Genomic DNA, 20,776 nt, shown 5'->3' on the forward strand with positions numbered 1-20,776 from the left:
TTTCTGCGTTTTTCTGTCAACGCCGCGCGATTGCGGCGCGTTTTCTTTCATGTTGTAATCGCCACGCAGTCCTTCCGCTCGCGTGTCCGACCCTATGGAGAGACGACCATGAAGAAAGCACTCGCTGCACTGCTCCTGCTGTCCCCGCTGCTCGCATCGCCGGTTTTTGCCCAATCGGCCTCGGCACCGGCAGCCCCCAAGGCGAACTCGCAAAACAACAAGATGACGGCCTGTAACCAACAGGCTACCGGCAAGACGGGTGACGATCGCAAGGCGTTCATGAAGCAGTGTCTGTCGGCCGCCGGCACCCCTGCCCCCGCTGCCAAGCAGACCCAGCAAGACAAGATGAAGTCCTGCAACACGGCTGCCACGGGCAAGAAGGGCGATGATCGCAAGGCGTTCATGAAGCAGTGCCTCTCGAACCAACCGGCGGCCTGAGTCCCGCAACATCGTTCGCAAACGGCGCCCCGACGGGCGCCGTTTTCATTGGTGCCTCCCGTCGCATGATTTCCGGCGTCAATGCGCGTGAATCTGTCTATCGCGCGGAACCATTCACGTAATTACAGGCCCGACACCCGAACGACACAATCGCTTACCATCATGGTTGTATCCGGGAAATGCCATGAAAATCGTATTGATTACCGGCGTTTCGGGTTCGGGCAAATCGCTCGCCCTGAACGTCCTCGAGGATGCGGGCTACTACTGCGTCGACAACTTGCCGTCGCGCTTTCTGCCTGAGCTCGCCGAATATCTCGAAACGCAGAACTACACGCGTCTGGCCGTCGCCATCGATGCGCGCAGCGGCGGCTCACTCGCCGATCTGCCACCGATCATCGGCGGACTGCGCCGTTTCGGCCACGATGTGCGCGTGCTGTTCCTGAACGCGAACACGCAAACGCTGGTGCAACGCTTCTCGGAAACGCGCCGACGCCATCCGCTCTCCGCCGCTGCCACCGACCCGCTCAGCGCGAACGGGTCGCTTGTGGAAGTGATCGAGAAAGAGCGCGAGATGCTCAACAGCGTGACCGAGCTCGGTCACCAGATCGACACCAGCAATCTGCGTGCGAGTGCCCTGCGCCGCTGGATTCGAGAGTTCGTGCAGCACGATCACACGGGCCTCACGCTGATGTTCGAATCGTTCGGCTTCAAGCACGGTGTGCCACTCGACGCAGACCTGGTGTTCGACGTGCGCTCGCTGCCCAATCCGTACTACGACACGCAATTGCGCCCGCTCACCGGACGCGACCAGCCCGTCATCGACTTCCTCTCGGCAATTCCGGAAGTCGACGAAATGATCAACGATATCGGTGCGTATTTGCAGAAGTGGCTGCCGAGCTTCATGCGCGATAACCGCAGCTATCTGACCGTGGCCATCGGTTGCACCGGCGGGCAACACCGCTCGGTGTTTATCGCGGAAACGCTCGGCGAGCGCTTTCGCGCCGAATCGAGCGTGCTGGTGCGCCATCGCGAACTCGTCGACGGCGACGTCGGCTAAGCGCGTTTAGGCTGGCAGCGATAACTGCCCGTTGTCCGGCGCGAGCGCGTCGGCAATCTTGCGAATCGGCGAAGGCAACCCCGCCCCGGCCACTTCCCCCGCACTCAACCAGGCTCGCTGCGAGTCGGTTGCCTCGCTAGAGGCGGCCGACTCAGCCATTGTCACCAGCCACGGTCGGAGATGCAGTTTGAAATGCGTGAAGACGTGCGTGAGTCCAAGCAATGGCACCACGCCCCGCACTACCCCATGCGCAGCGCCCAGCGTGGCGGCGCGCGCGCCAAGACGGTCGCGTAACGCTGCATCGTCCGGCGCACGGTCATCCTGCGGTGGCGTGAGTTCCGGCAAGCTCCACAAGCCACCCCAGATGCCGCTGTCGGGACGCCGCTCGAACAGCACACGATCTCCCGCCCGAATCACCAACACGTCCACATAACGCTCCGGCTGCGCCTTCTTCGGCTTCGAGGTCGGCAGCGTGCGCTCACGCCCCGTCGAGTGGGCAACGCAGTCGCCATCGAACGGACACTCGCCACAACGCGGCTTGCCACGGCCGCACAACGTCGCGCCGAGATCCATCATGCCCTGCGTATAAGCGGGCAAATTGCGCTCGGGCAGCAGCGATTCCGCCAACGCCCACATCTCGCGCTCGATCTTCGGCGTGCCCGGGAATCCTTCGATGCCGAACACGCGCGCCAGTACACGCTTCACGTTACCGTCGAGAATTGCCGCATGCGCGTCGTAGGCGAACGCGGCAATCGCCGCAGCCGTCGAGCGGCCGATACCCGGCAGTGTGGCCAGCGTTTCAGGGTCCGAAGGGAAGCGCCCGCCGTGCTCGGCGACAACGACTTGTGCGCACCGATGCAGATTGCGTGCGCGAGAGTAGTAGCCGAGTCCGGCCCATAGCGACATGACGTCGTCCTGTGGAGCGGCAGCCAGCGCGGCGACATCGGGGAAGCGCTCGAGAAAGCGCGCGTAATACGGGATGACCGTGGCGACTTGCGTCTGCTGCAACATGATCTCCGAGAGCCAGATGCGGTAGGCGTCGCGCGTGTTTTGCCACGGCAGATCGTGGCGGCCGTGTTCGGCCTGCCACGCGATCAGACGCTCGGCGAAGGTGTCGGTTAGCGATTCGGTCATGAGTAGTTTTGGGGGGCGCTGTCTATTTCTGGCAATGCGGGCAGAAAAACGTGGAGCGTTGCTGCTGCACGATCTGCCGGATCGGGGTGCCGCACATGCGGCACGGTTGGCCGGCGCGGTCGTAGACGAAGTATTCGAGTTGAAAATAGCCGCTCTTGCCGTCGCTGCCGACGAAATCGCGCAGTGTGCTACCGCCTTTTTCGATCGCAGCAGCGAGCGTTTCTCGCACGGCGACGGCGAGCTTTTCACAGCGCGGACGCGACAGCTTTCCAGCAGCAAGGCGCGGATGGATGCCCGCGCGAAAGAGGCTCTCCGACGCGTAGATATTGCCCACGCCAACGACGATCGAACCTGCGAGCAACGCCTGCTTGATAGCCACCGAGCGCCCGCGTGTGCCCGCATATAGCCAGTTGCCGTCGAATTCGTCGGAGAACGGTTCGACGCCGAGATTCGCGAGTAGGGGATGCAACAGCACGTCGCCGGAAGTGCGCGGATGAAACAGCACGGCGCCGAAGCGGCGCGGGTCGCGATAACGCAGCGCGCAACGCTCGAACACGAGATCGATGTGATCGTGCACGCCCGCCGCCGGGAGGGCGTCTGGCTCGGGCAAGACGCGCAGTGTCCCGGTCATGCCGAGATGCACGAGCAACCAACCGGGCGCGTATTCGAGCAGCAGATATTTGCCGCGACGGGTCACGTCGATGAGCATTTCGCCGCGCAGCAGGGCGTCGAGCCCCGCTGGCACCGGCCAGCGCAGCGACGCGTTGCGAACGTCGATGCGAGCGACGCGCGTGCCCGCCACATGCGGCGCGATGCCGCGGCGGGTGACTTCGACTTCGGGGAGTTCAGGCATGCCTGCGAACGTTTGCTGAGGATTTAGACTCTATTGTATCGGGCGCGCTACAATCGCTCGAAACCTGCCGTGGATCCCTATGCCGAACACTCGTCTCCCGTCCGTTCCCACCGCTTCGAAGCCCTCGGTGGCCGTGCCATTTCGCCTGCGCGACGCCCTGGCGCGCGGTGCCGTGGCCGGTGCAACGGCGCTCGGCGTGACTTGCGCCAGCGCGATCATGGCATTTCTGCCATCTTCGAGCGCCTTCGCTCAAACCACGCAGCCGACACAGCAGGCGCCCGCAGCCACGACGCCGGGTGCCGCGCCCGCCAAGGCCGCAAAGCCCGGCGCCGCGAGTAAGGCCGGCGCTGACGCCGACAGCGAAGACGTCGCACCGAACGCCGACGTGCCGAAAGAAAAGCTGCCGAACGTGGCGCTCAGCAGCGAGATCGTCTTCGAAGTGACGGCCGCCGAATTGAGCCTGCAACAAGGCAATCTCGCGCCCGCATTCAACACGTATGTCTCGCTGGCCAACCGCACGAAGGACCCCCGCATGGCGCGCCGCGCCGTGGAGATCGCTCTCGGTGCACGTCAGTTGGGCGATGCCCTTGTGGCCGCCCGCCTCTGGCATTCGCTGGACCCGACATGGCGCCCGGCCACGCAACTGCTGGCCAGCCTCGAAGTGGGTACCGGCCATCTGGCAGAAGCCGAGCCGCTGCTCACCGACGAACTGAACAAGGTGCCGGAAGCGCGTCGCGGACAAGCCATTCTCGAATTGCAGCAGATGATTGCGCGCAGCCCCGAGCGTGCCACGGGCATCGACTCGCTTAAGCGCATGCTGGCGAACGACTTGCAGCGCCCTGAAGCTCAACTCGCCTTGGCCCGCTCGCAGCTCGATGCTGGCGACACGGCCGGTGCTCGCACGTCGCTGGAAACCGCACTCAAACTCAAGCCGGATTACGAAGCTGCCGCGCTGCTGTACGGACAGATGGGACCGGAAGAACGCACGAGCGCCATCGCCGGGCTCAAGACGTTCCTCGATCGCAATCCGGATGCCAAGGAAGCGCGCTTCGCCTACGCCAAACTGCTGCTCGCCGACAATCAGCTCGATGCCGCGCAAAAGCAGTTCGAGACGCTCGAAAAGCGCTATCCGCATGAACTGTCGACGCTCATGGCACTGGCACTGCTCAGTCTGCACGCCAAGCATCCCGAAACGGCCGAACAGTATTTGCAGAAGTACGCGACGGAAGCCGAGCAACAAAACACCGATGGTGCGCAGGCGTACGTATATCTCGCGCAAATCGCGCAGGATCGCAAGGATTACCCGGCCGCCGACAAGTGGCTCTCGAAGATTCGCGAAGACAGCAACGCGTATCTGCCGGCACAAATCGGCCGCGCGCAATTGCTCGCCGATCAGGGCAAGGTCGAGGAAGGCCGCGCACTGCTGCATGGCATCAAGTCGAGCGACCCGCGCGAACAACTCGCGCTCAAGCGTGCCGAGTCCGATCTGCTCGTCAAAGCCAAGCGCTACGACGACGCCGAGAAGCTGCTGGCCGTCGAGGTCAAAGACCATCCGGACGACCCCGATCTGCTCTACCAGTACGGCATGGTCGCTGAGTTGAACAAGCACTACGACGTCATGGAAAAAGCCATGCGCCGCGTGATGACGACGCAGCCCGACAACGCGCAAGCCTACAACGCGCTGGGCTACTCGCTGACCGAGCGCAACACGCGCCTGCCCGAAGCGCTCAAGCTGTTGCAGAAGGCGTCGTCGCTCGCGCCGGACGATCCGTACATCATGGACAGTCTCGCGTGGGTGAAATACCGTCTTGGCGACAAGCCACAGGCCCTCGAACTGCTGCGCCGCGCTTATGGCATTCAGGCGCAGGCCGAAATCGGCGCGCACCTGGGTGAAGTGCTGTGGGAATCGGGGCAACAGGACGAAGCGCGCAAGACCTGGCGCGAAGCGCTTAAGGTCGATAGCGACGACGACACGCTGCGCTCGACCATGAAGCGCTATAACGTGACGCCTTGATGCCGAGCCGCTCCCACGTTTTAAGCCCGCGTCTGACGATGCGGGCGGCCGGAATCACGTTGGCCGTTGCCGCCGCAGTTCTCGGCACCGGCTGCGCGAGCCTTGCGCCGCCCACACCTATCGCACAGACCGCCGGTGAGAGTGTCGAGCACTATCGCGGACGCTTCTCGGTGCGATACGAGCAAAACGGCGAGACACGCAACACCTACGGCAATTTCGATTGGCAGCAGAACGGCGAGAACGCCACGGTGCAATTGCTCGATCCGCTCGGGCAAACGCAGGCGATCGTGCGCGAGAACCCTCGCGGGGCTTCGCTCGAACTGCCGGGTAAGGCGCCGCTCACCGGCCCCCGCCTCGAAGACGTCATGCACGACGCACTCGGCTTTGCGTTGCCCGTGGGTGGCATGCGCTACTGGCTGCGCATGCAGGGCGCACCGGGTTCGAAAGCGAACATCGAGCGCGATCCACAGACCCAACGGCCCACTCGCCTGATGCAAGACGGCTGGACGATCGACTACCAAGCCTATTTCGACACCACACCGCTGCGCGTGAAACGCGTCGATCTCTCGCGCAGCCTCGACGGCTCGCCGCTCGCCGTACGGCTGGTGATCGACGAATAAGCGCTGGCGACCGGGGATCACTGCGTGCAAGCCCCACGCGCCCCCCCCGGTCTTCCGCGCGCCACGCCGTGCAGTGCTATCCTTGGCGCCTCTTGCTCAGGTGCTCGCGCCGGGGCGATGGCTGCACGTGGGACACCGGCGTTGCAGTTCACCCTCGCTGGCACTCCATTACCGCTCGCTAGCCCTCACAACGCATTGCCATGTACGAAATTCTGCGTGACTGCCCGGCTCCGGCCAAGTTGAACCTGTTCCTGCACATCGTCGGACGTCGTCCCAACGGCTATCACGAACTGCAAACCGTCTTCCAACTGATCGACTGGGCCGACACGCTGCATTTCGAGCGCCGTGACGACGGCAAGATCGTGCATACGAACCCGCTCCCGGGCGTGCCGCCGGAGACCGATCTGACAGTGCGGGCCGCGCGTTTGCTCCAGGCGCACTGCGGTGTGGAATTCGGCGTGGATATCGGCATCGAGAAGCGTCTGCCCGCCGGTGGCGGCATTGGCGGCGGCAGTTCGGACGCCGCGACCACCCTGCTCGCCCTGAACCGCATGTGGCAGCTCGATTTGCCGCGTGCCGAGCTCCAGACACTGGCGCTCAAACTGGGCGCAGACGTGCCGTTCTTCGTGTTCGGCCGTAATGCATTTGCCGAAGGCCTGGGCGAGGAAATGCAGGCGGTGGACTTGCCGCAACGGCACTTTCTGGTCGTCAACCCGCGGGTACACGTCGCAACCGATAAGATTTTTCGCGATCCCCTGTTGACAAGGGATTCGAACGTCGTCACAATGGCTTTCTTTCTTGAGCACGCCAACAAAAACGTGTTCGAAACGGATGAAATCTTCCGTAACGACATGCAGGCGGTAGTCACTCGAGAATACGCGGAAGTCGCTGCTGTGATTGACTGGTTCAGAACCTTCACCACAGCTCGCATGACAGGTTCCGGTGCCAGCGTGTTTGCAGCATTCGACACGAAGGCAGAAGCGGAAGCGGCATGTCAGCGATTACCAGAGCGCTGGATCGGTCAAGTGACCGCCAGTCTGGACGAACACCCGCTGTTCGGATTCGCGTGAAAAAGTTTTACTTTGTTGCGTATCCTACGACGCAGCAAAGGCATCGGTTAGTGTAGGGGAGTCGCCAAGTTGGTTAAGGCACCGGATTTTGATTCCGGCATACGAGGGTTCGAGTCCTTCCTCCCCTGCCAATTTCTCTGTCGTTCAGTCTCAGCATCAATACGTCCCGCAGGTAGCCAGATGAGTAGTGATAACCTAATGGTATTCACCGGGAACGCCAATCCCGCCCTGGCCCAAGAGGTCGTCAACACTCTCGGCATTCCGCTCGGCAAGGCCATGGTCAGCCGATTCTCGGATGGCGAGATTCAGGTCGAAATCCAGGAAAACGTGCGCGGCAAGGACGTCTTCGTCCTCCAGTCGACGTGTGCGCCGACCAACGACAACCTGATGGAACTGCTGATCATGGTCGACGCGCTCAAGCGCGCTTCTGCCGGCCGGATCACCGCAGCTATCCCGTATTTCGGCTATGCCCGTCAAGATCGTCGCCCCCGCTCGGCGCGCGTGGCGATCTCGGCGAAGGTCGTGGCCAACATGCTGCAAATCGCAGGCGTCGAACGCATTATCACGATGGACCTGCACGCCGACCAGATTCAGGGTTTCTTCGATATCCCGGTCGACAACATTTACGCCTCGCCGCTGCTGCTGGCTGACGTGCGCAAGCAAAACCACGAAAACCTGCTGGTGGTGTCGCCGGACGTCGGCGGTGTGGTGCGTGCCCGTGCACTCGCTAAGCAACTGCACTGCGACCTGGCCATCATCGACAAGCGTCGTCCGAAGGCCAACGTGGCCGAAGTGATGAACATCATCGGTGAAGTCGACGGCCGCACCTGCGTGATCATGGACGACATGGTCGACACCGCCGGCACGCTCTGCAAGGCAGCGCAAGTGCTCAAGGAACGCGGCGCGCAGAAGGTCTACGCCTACTGTACGCACCCGGTGCTCTCGGGTGGCGCGGCTGAGCGTATCAACGCTTCGGCGCTCGACGAAGTGGTCGTGACGGATACGATTCCGCTGCGCGACGACTCGACGGGCGGCAAGATTCGCCAGTTGAGCTGCGCTGGCCTGCTCGCCGAGACGTTCTCGCGCATTCGTCGCGGCGACTCGGTGATGTCGCTGTTCGCCGAGTAAGCGTTCGGTAAAGTTTTTGCGACGGCGCCTGTGTGGCGCCGTTGTCATGTCGGCGGGGAGCGTTTTCCCCGCCTTTGTCGTTCCTGAAACCCGTGTTTTTTGGCACGGACGATTCAGGAAGAAATCGCCACCTGGTCGCGGGTGGCACAAGGAGCTGTTATGAAAGTCGTCGCTTTTGAGCGTAATCTGCAAGGTACGGGTGCGAGCCGCCGCCTGCGCAATGCCGGCAAGACCGCAGGCATCGTGTACGGTGGTAACGTTGATCCGCAACTGATCGAACTCGATCACAACGCCCTGTGGCACGCCCTGCGTAAAGAAGCTTTCCACTCGTCGATTCTCGAGCTGGAAATCGCTGGCAAGTCGGAACAAGTGCTGCTGCGCGATGTGCAGTACCACCCGTTCAAGCAACTGGTTCTGCACGTGGATTTCCAACGTGTCGACGCGAACAAGCCGATTCACGTGAAGGTGCCGCTGCACTTCCTGGGCGCTGAAGAGTCGCCGGCAGTGAAGCTGTCCGCCAACGTGATCAGCCACGTCGTCAACGACCTCGACATCAGCTGCCTGCCGGGCAAGCTGCCGGAATTCCTGGAAGTCGATCTGTCGAAGCTGGCTGCTGGCCAAACCGTGCATGCCAAGGACGTCAAGCTGCCGGCCGGCGTGACGCTCACGCTGCACGTCGAGCAAGAAAACCCGGTGGTGGCGCAAGCCGTTCAACCGGCGGGCGCTGCTGCTGATGAAGCGGCTGCCCCGGCTGCCGAAGGCGAAACGCCGGCTGCCTAAGCCTGCGAGTTGTCTTTCAGCGGCGACGCTGGACGCAAAACCCGCCGCGACGTCATGTCCCGGCGGGTTTTTTTATGGCGGTGCGCCTATCCTTGCTAAGGTTGCGCACATGATCCTGATACCGAAATGATCAAGCTGATCGTAGGGCTCGGCAATCCGGGCGCCGAATACACAGCAACGCGGCATAACGCCGGCTTCTGGTTTGTCGACGCCTTGGCGCAGCAAAGCGGCGCCTCGCTGTCGAACCAGAAGAACTTTCAAGGCTTCGCGGCACGGGCCCGCATCGCTGGCAACGAAGTCTGGCTGCTCGAACCGCAGACCTTCATGAACCGCTCGGGCCAGTCAGTCGTCGCGCTCGCACGCTTCTACAAAATTCTGCCCGACGAAATCCTCGTCGTGCACGACGAACTAGATCTCCCGCCGGGTGGTGTGAAGCTCAAGCGTGGTGGCGGCAGCGGCGGCCACAACGGCCTGAAGGACATCGCAGCACACCTGACCACACCCGACTTCTGGCGCCTGCGCCTGGGCATCGGTCACCCGCGTACGTTGCAACCGGCTGGCAGCCAGCAACAGGTGGTGGACTTCGTACTCAAGCCGCCGCGCAAGGAAGAGCAGGAACAAATCGACGACGCGATGTCGCGCTCGCTCGACATTGTCGACCTGGTCGTGAAGGGCGAGATGGAAAAGGCGATGATGCGTCTGCACGCGACGCCGGGCAAGTGAGCGCTCCGGCGTATTGCGGCAGACAGCGAAAGGGTGAAAAGGGCGAAGCAGGTGGAGCGGCTAGCGGTGCTGACCGACGTCAGGCAGACTTGGTCGCTTGCAGGTGGGTGTACTTCGCGAGCAACTGATCGGGCGTTTCGACGTGTTCCGGATTGATCGGGATGCACTCCACCGGACACACCTGCACGCACTGCGGTTCATCGAAGTGCCCGACACACTCGGTGCACTTATTCGGGTCGATTTCATAAATCTCGACCCCCATCGAAATTGCGTCGTTCGGGCACTCGGGCTCGCACACGTCGCAATTGATGCATTCATCGGTAATCATCAAGGCCATACGGCACCTCCATCGGTATCGCGACGCCGGCCTGCCGTCTGGGTCAGACTCAGGGCCAGGCCAGCGCGCACGATACTTACCCCTTCGTCGACAAGTCGCCGACTTTCGTCACCAACCACTTCTCGACGGAAGGGAACACAAACTTACTGACATCGCCGCCCAGTTGCGCAATCTCGCGCACGATCGTGCCCGAGATGAACTGGTACTGGTCGGACGGCGTCATGAACATCGTTTCCACGTCGGGCAGCAGATAGCGGTTCATCCCCGCCATCTGGAACTCGTACTCGAAGTCGGACACGGCACGCAGACCACGCACGATCACGCGTGCCTGATGCTTGCGCACAAAGTCCTTGAGCAGCCCGGAAAACCCTTCGACCGTCACGTTCGGATAGTGTCCCAGCACCTCGCGCGCGATATCGATACGCTCTTCGAGCGTGAAGAACGGCTTCTTGTTGCGACTGTCGGCCACGCCGACCACGAGCTTGTCGAAAATGCCAGCCGCACGGCGGACCAGATCCTCGTGTCCTCGGGTCAACGGGTCGAACGTCCCCGGATAGATCGCCACTACCATGCCAACGTCTCCTCGCGGCTGGGGACCGTTACTACGTACTTGTTCATTGTGGTCTCTAGGTTTTCGGAATCGATTCAAGCAGATGATAATGCACCGCTCCGGCTTTCGCCCGGCGCACACATGTCAGCGCCAGCGTGGCGAGCGTTTCGTCGTCCAGCGGCGTGTCTGATTCGGCATAGATCACCCCGCCCGGCGCCAGCAGACGGGCCGCCGGCACCAGCAGGTCGGTGAGCCAGCCACTCGCAAACGGCGGATCGAGGAACACCACATCGAAAGCCCCGGGCGAGAGTGTGGTTATCAGACGGCGCGCGTCTGCCTGCACGATCTCGACCTGATCGGCCCCGAGTTTCGCCTGATTGGCGCGCAACTGGCGCACGGCTGGCGCCGCGTACTCAAGCATCAGCACCCGGGCAGCGCCGCGCGAAGCGGCCTCGAAACCCAACGCGCCACTGCCTGCGAAGGCATCGAGGCAACGCAAGCCATCGAGGTCTTGTCCGAGCCAATTGAAAAGCGTTTCGCGTACGCGGTCCGGCGTGGGACGCAGGCCATCGCCCGGCGGCACCGGCAGCGGCGTGCGCTTCCATTGGCCGCCGATAATGCGTACCTGCTGCGGCGCACCGCGTGCGACGTTTCCGGAACCCGGCTTCATGCCGCGCCCCCGTGTGTCGCATTCTCTGCGGCCTCGGTATGCCATATCGAGGCAGGACGCGGAGCAGGAAACGCGTCAGCAAACGCTGCAAAAGAGTGAGGTCGCACGCGGGGTTGCGCGCGCTGGTCGTCCAAATTCATGGTAATTCACGCTACATTGTTGAGGCGAAACATACCACATCACCCGTAAGACTTGCCCCGCGCGGTTTAGGAAGGGCATTTCGTACGACAGGAGATCACCAAATTCGCCATGACCGAAGCCGCCATCGAGGTAACTGAACTGTGCAAGGCCTATGACGGCCGCCCCGTCGTCGATCATCTGTCGCTGCATGTCGCCCCCGGCGAATGCTTCGGGCTACTGGGGCCCAACGGTGCGGGCAAGACCACGACACTGCGCATGCTGTTGGGGCTAGTGACGCCCGATGCGGGTCAGATTCGTCTGGGCGGGCTTTCCGTGCCCACACTTGCACCGGAAGCCCGGCGGCGCATCGGCGTGGTGCCGCAGTTCGACAATCTCGACCCCGACTTCACCGTGCGCGAGAATCTGGCGATCTTCGGGCGCTATTTCGGACTCTCCTCCGCTGACGTGCGCGAACGCGTCCCCGCACTGCTCGCCTTTGCCCGGCTGGAATCGAAAGCCGATGCCCGTGTCGGGCAACTCTCCGGCGGCATGAAGCGACGCCTCACGCTTGCGCGTGCGCTCATCAATAACCCCGATCTGCTGCTGCTCGACGAGCCGACCACCGGGCTCGACCCACAGGCGCGACATCTGATTTGGGAGCGCCTCAAATCGCTCATGAACGAGGGCAAGACGATTTTGCTGACGACCCACTTCATGGAGGAAGCCGAGCGGCTGTGTCATCGCCTGTGTGTGATCGATGCGGGCCGCAAAATCGCCGAAGGCACGCCGCCCGAACTGGTGGCACGCGAAATCGGATGTGACGTCGTCGAGGTGTTCGGCGACGTGCCGCACGCACTGTTGGCACATCTCGCGCCGATGGCCGAGCGCATCGAAACTAGCGGCGAAACGCATTTTTGCTATGTGCGCGACGCGGCGCCCATCGTCAATGCGTTACGCGACCAACCGGGTGTACGCTATCTGCATCGACGCGCCAATCTGGAAGACGTGTTCCTGAAACTCACCGGACGGGAGATGCGCGATGACTGAAGGCAATCGCCCGGATCAGACCGATCAGACCGCCTACGCGACGGCGTCTTTGTCGCGCCCCGAAACCCCGCGTTATCTCCCCGGCCTCATGCCGTGGACCGGCGTGTGGCGACGCAACTTCCTCGTCTGGCGCAAGCTGGCGATTGCGTCGATGTTCGGCAATCTCGCCGACCCCATGATTTATCTGTTCGGTCTCGGGTTCGGGCTGGGCATGATGGTCGGGAACGTGGATGGCACGTCCTATATCGCGTTTCTCGCCGCGGGCACGGTCGGTTCCAGCGTGATGTTTTCCGCGAGCTTCGAGTCGATGTATTCCGGCTTCTCGCGCATGCATGTGCAACGCACGTGGGAGGCGCTCATGCACACGCCGCTGACGTTGGGCGACGTGGTGCTAGGCGAAGTCGTCTGGGCGGCGAGCAAAGCCGTGCTTTCGGGGCTGGCGATTCTGTTGGTGGCGAGTGTGCTCGGCTACGCGCGGCTCGATGCGCTGCCTGTCGTGTTGCCCGCCGTCGTGCTGGCCGGTCTCGCGTTTGCGAGTCTGGCGATGGTAATGACCGCACTCGCACCGAGTTACGACTTCTTCATGTTCTATCAGACGCTCGTCATGACGCCGATGTTGCTGCTCTCAGGCGTCTTTTTCCCGCTCTCGCAATTGCCCGCGGCCGCGCGTCACGTCACCGAGTGGTTGCCGCTGGCGCACGCTGTGGCGCTGATTCGCCCCGCCATGCTCGGGCGTGCCATCGACGAGCCGTGGTTGCATGTCGCGGCACTCGTCGCTTATGCCGTCGTCGCGTTCGCTGTCGCGCTGGCGTTGCTACGTCGGCGGATATTGCGATAACGCGTGATGACGGCATCACAAAGAAAAAACGGCACCGGAAGCATTCCCGGTGCCGTTTTTCCATGACGAACTACGAAGCCTAAGCCGCTCAATATCGATCGGCTCGACCGTCTCAGCCCCCTTACTTCGCCTTCGTCCCGGTAGCCGCAGCATCGTTCGCCGCAGCACTGAACACGTTGCTCGGCCCCACGACAACCGTCGCCAGCCGATCAGGCTGCACATGACGGGCAAATGCGTCCTTCACTTGCGCGGCCGTGACCGCCTTGATCTTGTCGGTCCACGTGTCGAGATAATCCAGCGGCAAGTTGTAGAAGCCGATCGCCGCAACGCTCGCCAGCAGCTTGCGGTTGCTATCCAGACGCAGCGGGAAGCCGTTGATCAGGTTGTCCTTCGCGGCCTGCATCTCGGCGTCCGTCGGCCCTTCTTGCACGAACTTGCCCAACGTTTCGCGGACCACCTTCAACGCTTCGGGGGCCTGTTCACGGCGCGTCTGCAAGCTGATCTCGAACGGCCCTTCCTGCAACTGCGGAATGAACATGCTCGTCACGCCGTAGGTCAACCCGCGCTTTTCGCGCACCTCCGCCGTGAGCCGCGATACGAACCCGCCACCGCCCAACACGTAGTTGCCCACGAGCAGCGCGAAGTAGTCGGGGTCGCTACGTGCTACGGACGCCTGACCGCTCACGATATGCGCCTGCTCGGCCGGGTGCGGCAAATCGATCTGCACGGCACTGCGCAGCGCCGCCACGGGCGGCAAGGCCGGGGGCTGGACACCTGCCGGCATCGCGTCGGTGAGCGTCGCCACCAGCTTCTCGGCTTGCGCTCGGTCGATATCGCCAACGATAGTGACCACAGCGCGCTTCGGACTGTACATATCGCGGTAGAAACGCACGAGATCATCGCGCTTGACCGCATTCACGCTGTCGACCGTCGCGCTCACACCGTACGGATGCTTGCCGTAGATAGCGCTGCGAAACGCCTTCTCGGCAATCGCTTCGGGCTTGGTGTTGGCCTCGGCAATCGCTGACGACAAACGTGCAGCTTCGCGCTTGAGCACGACATCGGGGAACGTGGGATGTTGCAGGAATTGCGCCATCGTATTGACCGCGGCGTCACGCTCGGCCGCCGACGACAACGTACGCATCGTGACCGTCGCCGCATCGCGCCCGGCGCTCGTGGCTTCCATCGCACCGACATCGGCGAAACGGTCGGCGATTTGCGCTTCGGTCAATGCCGGACGCCCGTTCACCGCGCTCGCGCCCGAATCGAGCAACCCTGCCGTGAGCAGCGCGAGACCCGATTTACCGGGCGGATCGTAACGGCTGCCCGCATCGAAATCGATGTTCAGATCGAGCATCGGAATCGAATGGCTTTCCACGAGCAGCACTTTCGCGCCCGAAGGCGCGGTCCACGTCTGAATCGGCAGCGCCGCGAATGCGGTCGTCGGCACGGCCGCCACAGCAGCGACAGCCCCCACGCAGGCGGGCATAACAAGTGCACGCAGTAGTGCGGTAATTTTCATCATCGAGTGGCCCCTTAGCGCATGTTCTTCAGGTCTTCCGCCCCTTGGGCGCGGCGCTTGCGAGTTGCCTCGTCAATCGGCTGCGGCACGAGCGTGGCCACGGTCAGCGAATCGTCGCCGAAATACTTGCCCGCGACTGCCTTCACCTGTGCAGGCGTAACCGCCTTCACCTTCTCGAGCATGCGGTCGATCTGCCGCCACGAAATGCCGGACATTTCATTGAGACCGATCTCCATCGCCTGCCCGAACACCGAGTCGCGCTTGTAGATCTGTCCGGCAATCACCTGCGCCTTCACGCGCTTGAGTTCTTCGTCCGTCACGCCATGCGCCGCGATGTCAGCGACCTGGGCGCGCAACGCTTTCTCGATTTGCTCAGGCGTCTTGCCCTGCGCCGGGGTGGCATCGAGGATGAAAAACTGCGGTCCACGCCCCACGCCGTCGTAACCAGCACCCACGTCGTTAGCGATGCGTTGCTCGCGTACGAGGTGGCTCGTCAGACGCGCGTTGCCGTAGCCATCGAGCACCGCCGCGAGCACCTGAAGCGCATAGACGTCGTCGTTCTTCTCGACATCGGTCAGTCGAGGTGCACGCCACGCGAGCATGACGTTCGGGTTTTCGGCGGGTGCCTTCACGAACACGCGACGCACACCCAGTTGCGCGGGCTCGTTTTGCGGGCGACGCTCAGGCAGCGCGTGCGACTTGATCGGGCCGTAGTACTGCTCGGCCCAACCGCGCACCTGCTGCGGATCGACGTCACCGCTCACGACCACCACCGCGTTGTTCGGCGCATACCAGCGGTCGTACCACTGACGCGTATCCTCGACGGTCATGTGCTGAAGATCGTCCATCCAGCCCACGATCGGACGCCGATACGGGTTGGCCACGAGTGCCGTCGCCATCAGTTGCTCATAGAGCAGCGCGCGCGGCTGATCGTCGGTGCGCAACCGACGCTCTTCCATCACCACCTGAATCTCTTTGGCGAATTCGTCGGCCGTGAGCGTCAGGTTGGCCATACGGTCGGCCTCCAGACGCATCATGTCGGGCAGGCGCGACTTCTCCGTCTGTTCGAAGTAACCGGTGTAGTCCTTGCTGGTGAACGCGTTCTCACGGCCGCCGAGCGCGGCAACCTGACGGGAGAACTGGCCCGGACCGACCGTCTTCGTGCCCTTGAACATCATGTGTTCGAGCGCGTGAGCGACGCCGGTCGTACCGTTGAACTCATCGAGCGAGCCGGCGCGATACCAGACCACATGCGCCACCGTCGGCGCGCGATGGTCTTCGCGCACGATCAGCCGCAGCCCGTTCGAGAGTGTGAATTCGGAAGTGTTGTCCGTCGTTTTGCTGCCGGTGCTGTCGGCCGCGTGGCCCAGGCCGATCACACTGGCCAAGGTCAGGCCGGCCAATGCGTGAAGCCAACGCTTGGTTCCCGTCATGGATCCCCTCATGAATTCCCTTTTGCCCTTCATGGACGTCGATACGCGTCTGATAAAATACGTCGCATTTCCCGCGTCGGACGTACGACCCGCCCATTGTAGGGGGTTTTGCATGACGCGAATGGCAAGACAAATCAGAGACGTCTTCGAGCGCGCTCCCCACGCCTAGTTCCTCACTCCATGTTCAGTTTCTTCAAGCGCTTCAAGTCGGGCGGTAACAAATCTGCCGAGCCGACTCCCGCATCGTCCGCCGAAAATGAGGCCGACGAGGTCGCTACCCAGGCCGCGCCCGAGACCGACACTGCGCCCGCCCCTGCCCCCGCTCAGGTAGCCGTTCAGGCCCCTGCTGAGGCCCCGGAAGCACCGCGTGCGCCGGTCGCTGCCTCCCAAGCAGTGCCAAGCCCCGTCGCGCCCGCGCCAGCCCCTTCGGCAGCACCTGCCGTGCCTACTGCGCCAGTGGTCCCGACGACATCCGCCGAGCGCTCGAACGACATCGGCATGCCCGCCCCGACGCCGCCTGCCGCCGTCGTGAACGTGCCGCAAAGCGCACCGGCTCGTGACGCCGATACGTCCGAAAAGGCAGAAGTGTCCGAGGCGCCTTTGGCGAATATCCCCGCGCCTGCGGTCGTCGAGCCGCAAGTGGCGCCGATGCCGGAACCCGCTCCGGCGCCAGCACCGGCCGCAGCCCCGATCGCCGCCGTCGTCGTGAAAGACGAATCGGGCGAAGCCATCGGCGAAATCGTCGCCGCCCCGGCCCCGGCCCCGGCGGCCAAGCGTTCGTGGCTCACGCGCCTGAAGGCTGGGCTGTCGAAAACCAGCGCAGGGCTCACCGGCATCTTCGTTGGCGTGAAGGTCGACGAAAATCTCTTCGAAGATCTGGAAAGTGCGCTGCTGATGAGCGACGCGGGTGTCGAAGCCACCATGTTCCTCATCGAGGCATTGCGCAAGAAGGTCAAGGCCGAGCGCCTGACGGAAGGCGATCAGGTCAAGCGCGCGTTGCACGATCTGCTCGTCGAGTTGCTCTCGCCGCTGGAGCAAAGCCTCGTGCTGGGCCGTGAAGCGCCGTTGGTGGTGATGATTGCCGGCGTGAACGGTGCCGGTAAGACCACGAGCATCGGCAAGCTGGCCAAGCACTTCCAGAGTTACGACCAGTCGGTGCTGCTCGCCGCTGGCGACACGTTCCGCGCAGCCGCGCGCGAACAACTGGCGATCTGGGGCGAGCGCAATAATGTCGCCGTCGTGGCACAGGAAAGCGGGGACCCCGCCGCCGTGGTGTTCGACGCCGTAAGCGCCGCCCGCGCGCGCAAGATCGACATCGTGATGGCCGACACCGCCGGACGCCTGCCCACGCAGTTGCATCTGATGGAAGAGCTCAAGAAGATCAAGCGAGTGCTTGGCAAAGCCGCCGACGGCGCGCCGCACGAAGTGCTGCTCGTCATCGACGCCAACACCGGGCAGAACGCGCTCGCGCAGGTCAAAGCGTTCGACGACGCGCTGCAACTCACGGGCCTCATCGTCACCAAGCTCGACGGCACCGCCAAGGGCGGCATTCTCGCCGCGATTGCCCGTCAGCGCCCGGTGCCGGTCTACTTTATTGGCGTAGGCGAAAAGGTGGAAGACCTGCAACCGTTCTCGGCACGCGAGTTCGCCGACGCGCTGCTTGGGTAACACGCGCTCGGCGCAATGCCACCAGTTTGCGTAGCTTGACGCCGGTAGGCGTCAGTCGCCTCAGGATCGACCGACACTGACGTCACACACGCAACAAAACGGCCCGCACTCATCGAGTAGCGGGCCGTTTCGTTTTCAATGGCCACCGGCAGCGTCGAAACCCTGTCTCGGGCCGTCACAACGTCACAACTGCTGCGCAACCAACCCCGCACAAAGCGCCCACATCATCGCGCCGACGATGCCGTCGAGAATCTGCCACGCCCGTGCTCGAGAAAACAACGGCGCCAGCAATCGCGCGCCGTAGCCCAGTGTGGTGAACCACAGCACGGATGCCGTCATCGCGCCCGCCGCAAACCACGTATTTCCGGGGGCTGGTTCACGCGCACCGATGCCGCCAAGCAGAATCACGGTGTCCAGATAGACGTGCGGATTGAGCAGCGAGAGCATGAGTACCAGCACTAACGCGCGCTGCCAGGTCATCTCCTGCGTCGCGGCGCGGCTGCCGTCGGCCTGCAACGCGCCTGTGCCGCGAAACGCCGCACGCCAAGCACGCAAGCCGTACCAGAACAGGAACGCGGCCCCCCCCCCATGTGACGACCGTCAGAAAGCGCGGATAGGCCGCAATCAGCCCGCCCATGCCCGCCACGCCTGCCGCGATGAGCACCATGTCGCAAACGGCGCAAACCGCCACAGCCAAACCGACGTGACGCTTGAGAATGCCCTGCCGCAGCACGAAGGCGTTTTGCGCGCCAATCGCAATGATGAGGCTGGCGCCGAGCGCCATGCCTCGCCAAAAAGCCGGATCGATCATCGACGCGCTTACTCCGCGTCGGGTTGCGCTTCGGGGGTGGCGCGTTGGAAGGCGTCGAGCGTCAAGCAGTGGGCGTTCACTGCGGAAATACGCGGGAATGGCGTCATATCGATCTTGAAGCGATTGGCGTTGTAAATCTGCGGCACGAGGCAGCAATCGGCCAGCGTCGGCGTGTCGCCAAACGTGAACTTGCCGGGCTGCGCCTGCGCTTGCAGACGCGCTTCGAGCGACGTGAGCCCCTCGACCACCCAGTGCACGTACCACGCGTTCTTTTGCTCTTCCGTCACACCGAGCTGGTGCTTCAGGTAGCGCAGCACGCGCAGGTTGTCGATCGGATGAATATCGGCGGCGATGTCGAGGGCCAGCGCACGGACCTGAGCACGCGCGACAGGGTCGGACGGCAGCAGCGCAGGCGTCGGGTGAACGTCTTCCAGATACTCGATGATGGCGAGCGACTGATGGATATTCGCTTCGCCGTCGATGAACGTCGGCACCAGGCCATTGGCGTTGAGCGAACGGTACGCAGGCTTAAGCTGTTCGCCGCCATCGCGTACGAGGTGCACGGGCACCGTGTCGTAGTCGAGGCCCTTCAGATTGAGTGCGATCCGCACGCGATACGCGGCGGAACTGCGGAAATAGCTGTACAGCGTGGACATGGCTTCCCTCAATGGCAGGATATTTCGGGTATTCGGGCGGCGGGGGCGTGACGCTCGCCAAGCCCCGCATAGACACGAGATGGTACTGCAAGCATCGCGCGCTGCAACCCCTGATTGCGTATGATGGAAGCCTGTCCGTGCCTCGCGGCACCGCGCCCTAAGTCACGCCCCCACTCGAATACCTAAAGCGTCATGACCTCTGCTGCTCCTTTTGCTTGCGCACCGCTGCTCAAAACCATCGCCCGCGGGGCCAAAGGTGCGCGGCCATTGAGCGCCGACGAGACGCGTACGTTGTTCGACGCGATTCTTGCAGATCGTGTGGCCCCGGCGGAGCTTGGCGGTGTGCTGATTGCCTACCGCATCAAAGGCGAGACGCCCATTGAATTGCGCGCGATGCTCGACGCCGCACATGCCACGTTCGCGCCGCTTGTCGCCCCCGCCGACGCGCCGCCGCCGGTGCTGCTGCCGAGCTACAACGGCGCACGCAAACAACCGAATCTCACACCGCTGCTAGCACTGCTGCTCGCGCGCGACGGCATTCCAGTGCTCGTGCATGGTCAGCATCACAGCGGCGCGAATCGCGTCGGGACGCAGGCGATCTTCGCGGCGCTCGGTCACGACGCCTGCCGCTCGGGTGCCGAGGCCGAAGCCGCGCTACGCGCGCGCCGCGTCGCTTATCTGCCAATTGCCGCACTCTCGCCCTCGCTCGAACGGCTGCTGGAGATGCGCGCCGCGCTGGGCGTACGCAATTCGGGACACACGGTCGTGAAGCTGCTCCAGCCGTTCGCCGGACCAGCGCTGCGACTGGTGAATTACACCCATCCGGAATACAAGGAGACGCTCGGCGCGATGTTCGCCGATGCGGCGAATAGCCCAGTACCCGGCGTGCTGCTCGCACGCGGCACCGAAGGCGAGCCCGTCGCCGATGCCCGCCGTCAGGGGGCCATCGACGGTTTCTCCGACGGCACGCACCGAGTGTGGCAAGACGCCGAAGAAGGCGCCTCGGGTGCACCGCCCGCGCTGCCAGCCGCCGATGCCGAGTCCACCGCACGCTGGATCGAAGCGGTGCTGGCGGGTGACGTCACCATCCCCGCGCCCATCGCCCGGCAAGTCGAGGTGATTCGGCAGGCGCTTGGCGTAGCCAAGTGAACAAACGGAGTTAAGGCGTTAGCCGATCAAGCGATCAAGCAAACAAGCAAACAAGCGAAGGGCTAACCGCTATTCGGTTGATTTCCGGTCGCAAATTCTGCTTTCCGCCCGAAAATCGGTGATATCGAGATTCTTCGTCAAAACCTCGATATTTCCGG

The 20,776-nt window shown here is 63.2% G+C and carries 20 protein-coding genes, 1 tRNA gene and 1 pseudogene; 13 read left to right on the forward strand and 9 right to left on the reverse strand.

Features of this window, described 5'->3' with window-relative positions; all coding sequences use genetic code 11:
- Positions 1-108: 108 nt before the first annotated feature.
- Positions 109-438 carry a PsiF family protein gene (locus ACPWR9_RS02275; RefSeq protein WP_150679940.1) on the forward strand — a complete coding sequence of 110 codons (330 nt, stop codon included), beginning with the start codon at positions 109-111 and terminating at the stop codon, positions 436-438.
- A gap of 184 nt (positions 439-622) precedes the next feature.
- Positions 623-1,495 carry an RNase adapter RapZ gene (gene rapZ, locus ACPWR9_RS02280; protein WP_426312754.1) on the forward strand — a complete coding sequence of 291 codons (873 nt, stop codon included), beginning with the start codon at positions 623-625 and terminating at the stop codon, positions 1,493-1,495.
- 6 nt (positions 1,496-1,501) lie between these two features.
- On the opposite strand, the gene mutY is transcribed toward rapZ, so the two are convergent.
- Complete coding sequence (gene mutY, locus ACPWR9_RS02285; RefSeq protein ID WP_426312757.1) at positions 1,502-2,629, reverse strand: A/G-specific adenine glycosylase; 1,128 nt, start codon at positions 2,627-2,629, stop codon at positions 1,502-1,504.
- 22 nt (positions 2,630-2,651) lie between these two features.
- On the reverse strand, positions 2,652-3,482 hold the full coding sequence (gene mutM, locus ACPWR9_RS02290) for a bifunctional DNA-formamidopyrimidine glycosylase/DNA-(apurinic or apyrimidinic site) lyase (protein ID WP_426312759.1): 831 nt from the start codon (positions 3,480-3,482) through the stop codon (positions 2,652-2,654).
- A gap of 79 nt (positions 3,483-3,561) precedes the next feature.
- Here mutM and ACPWR9_RS02295 point away from each other — a divergent pair, with 79 nt between their 5' ends.
- The 7 genes from ACPWR9_RS02295 (at position 3,562) to pth (ending at position 9,817) form a co-directional block, all read left to right on the forward strand.
- Entirely contained in the window at positions 3,562-5,496 is a 1,935-nt protein-coding gene (locus ACPWR9_RS02295; RefSeq protein ID WP_426335208.1) for a tetratricopeptide repeat protein, read from the forward strand.
- Positions 5,496-6,116 (forward strand): outer membrane lipoprotein LolB, encoded by a 621-nt coding sequence (locus ACPWR9_RS02300; RefSeq protein WP_426312761.1) that lies wholly within the window; start codon positions 5,496-5,498, stop codon positions 6,114-6,116. The genes ACPWR9_RS02295 and ACPWR9_RS02300 overlap by 1 nt, the downstream gene beginning before the upstream one ends.
- Before the next feature lie 200 nt (positions 6,117-6,316).
- Positions 6,317-7,186, forward strand: coding sequence for a 4-(cytidine 5'-diphospho)-2-C-methyl-D-erythritol kinase (ispE, locus tag ACPWR9_RS02305; protein ID WP_426312762.1), 870 nt, complete (start codon positions 6,317-6,319; stop codon positions 7,184-7,186).
- Positions 7,187-7,240: 54 nt separating this feature from the next.
- Positions 7,241-7,317 (forward strand) — tRNA-Gln (locus ACPWR9_RS02310).
- Positions 7,318-7,366: 49 nt separating this feature from the next.
- Positions 7,367-8,314: a ribose-phosphate pyrophosphokinase gene (locus ACPWR9_RS02315; protein ID WP_150679934.1), complete on the forward strand. Its 948-nt coding sequence runs from the start codon at positions 7,367-7,369 to the stop codon at positions 8,312-8,314.
- A gap of 159 nt (positions 8,315-8,473) precedes the next feature.
- Positions 8,474-9,094, forward strand: coding sequence for a 50S ribosomal protein L25/general stress protein Ctc (locus ACPWR9_RS02320; RefSeq protein WP_426312764.1), 621 nt, complete (start codon positions 8,474-8,476; stop codon positions 9,092-9,094).
- A 126-nt stretch (positions 9,095-9,220) separates the two neighbouring features.
- Positions 9,221-9,817, forward strand: a complete 597-nt coding sequence (pth, locus tag ACPWR9_RS02325; protein WP_426312766.1) for an aminoacyl-tRNA hydrolase — start codon at positions 9,221-9,223, stop codon at positions 9,815-9,817.
- A gap of 79 nt (positions 9,818-9,896) precedes the next feature.
- On the opposite strand, the gene ACPWR9_RS02330 is transcribed toward pth, so the two are convergent.
- The 3 genes from ACPWR9_RS02330 to rsmD all read right to left on the reverse strand — a co-directional run bounded on the left by ACPWR9_RS02330 (position 9,897) and on the right by rsmD (position 11,374).
- A complete protein-coding gene (locus tag ACPWR9_RS02330) occupies positions 9,897-10,154 on the reverse strand; it encodes a YfhL family 4Fe-4S dicluster ferredoxin (protein ID WP_426312768.1) in 258 nt (85 codons plus the stop codon).
- 76 nt (positions 10,155-10,230) lie between these two features.
- On the reverse strand, positions 10,231-10,725 hold the full coding sequence (gene coaD / locus ACPWR9_RS02335; protein ID WP_150679930.1) for a pantetheine-phosphate adenylyltransferase: 495 nt from the start codon (positions 10,723-10,725) through the stop codon (positions 10,231-10,233).
- Between the two features lie 55 nt (positions 10,726-10,780).
- Positions 10,781-11,374: a 16S rRNA (guanine(966)-N(2))-methyltransferase RsmD gene (rsmD, locus tag ACPWR9_RS02340; protein WP_426312771.1), complete on the reverse strand. Its 594-nt coding sequence runs from the start codon at positions 11,372-11,374 to the stop codon at positions 10,781-10,783.
- A gap of 249 nt (positions 11,375-11,623) precedes the next feature.
- Here rsmD and nodI point away from each other — a divergent pair, with 249 nt between their 5' ends.
- Both nodI and ACPWR9_RS02350 read left to right on the forward strand, forming a co-directional pair.
- Positions 11,624-12,541 carry a nodulation factor ABC transporter ATP-binding protein NodI gene (nodI, locus tag ACPWR9_RS02345; RefSeq protein WP_426312772.1) on the forward strand — a complete coding sequence of 306 codons (918 nt, stop codon included), beginning with the start codon at positions 11,624-11,626 and terminating at the stop codon, positions 12,539-12,541.
- On the forward strand, positions 12,534-13,379 hold the full coding sequence (locus ACPWR9_RS02350; RefSeq protein WP_426312773.1) for an ABC transporter permease: 846 nt from the start codon (positions 12,534-12,536) through the stop codon (positions 13,377-13,379). Before nodI ends, ACPWR9_RS02350 begins: the two co-directional genes overlap by 8 nt.
- A gap of 121 nt (positions 13,380-13,500) precedes the next feature.
- On the opposite strand, the gene ACPWR9_RS02355 is transcribed toward ACPWR9_RS02350, so the two are convergent.
- On the reverse strand, positions 13,501-14,904 hold the full coding sequence (locus ACPWR9_RS02355; RefSeq protein WP_426312774.1) for a M16 family metallopeptidase: 1,404 nt from the start codon (positions 14,902-14,904) through the stop codon (positions 13,501-13,503).
- Between the two features lie 11 nt (positions 14,905-14,915).
- Positions 14,916-16,334: a M16 family metallopeptidase gene (locus ACPWR9_RS02360; protein ID WP_426312775.1), complete on the reverse strand. Its 1,419-nt coding sequence runs from the start codon at positions 16,332-16,334 to the stop codon at positions 14,916-14,918.
- Positions 16,335-16,832: 498 nt separating this feature from the next.
- Here ACPWR9_RS02360 and ftsY point away from each other — a divergent pair, with 498 nt between their 5' ends.
- On the forward strand, positions 16,833-18,002 hold the full coding sequence (gene ftsY / locus ACPWR9_RS02365) for a signal recognition particle-docking protein FtsY (RefSeq protein ID WP_426312877.1): 1,170 nt from the start codon (positions 16,833-16,835) through the stop codon (positions 18,000-18,002).
- Between the two features lie 183 nt (positions 18,003-18,185).
- On the opposite strand, the pseudogene ACPWR9_RS02370 reads toward ftsY, so the two are convergent.
- Both ACPWR9_RS02370 and maiA read right to left on the reverse strand, forming a co-directional pair.
- Positions 18,186-18,813, reverse strand: a pseudogene (locus ACPWR9_RS02370) (LysE/ArgO family amino acid transporter).
- Between the two features lie 8 nt (positions 18,814-18,821).
- Complete coding sequence (gene maiA, locus ACPWR9_RS02375) at positions 18,822-19,469, reverse strand: maleylacetoacetate isomerase (protein ID WP_426312780.1); 648 nt, start codon at positions 19,467-19,469, stop codon at positions 18,822-18,824.
- Positions 19,470-19,661: 192 nt separating this feature from the next.
- On the opposite strand from maiA, the gene ybiB reads away from it, so the two are divergent.
- Positions 19,662-20,618 carry a DNA-binding protein YbiB gene (ybiB, locus tag ACPWR9_RS02380; protein ID WP_426312781.1) on the forward strand — a complete coding sequence of 319 codons (957 nt, stop codon included), beginning with the start codon at positions 19,662-19,664 and terminating at the stop codon, positions 20,616-20,618.
- Positions 20,619-20,776: the final 158 nt, after the last annotated feature.

This window comes from Pandoraea pneumonica (genome assembly GCF_049918595.1).
GTDB lineage: Bacteria > Pseudomonadota > Gammaproteobacteria > Burkholderiales > Burkholderiaceae > Pandoraea > Pandoraea pneumonica_A.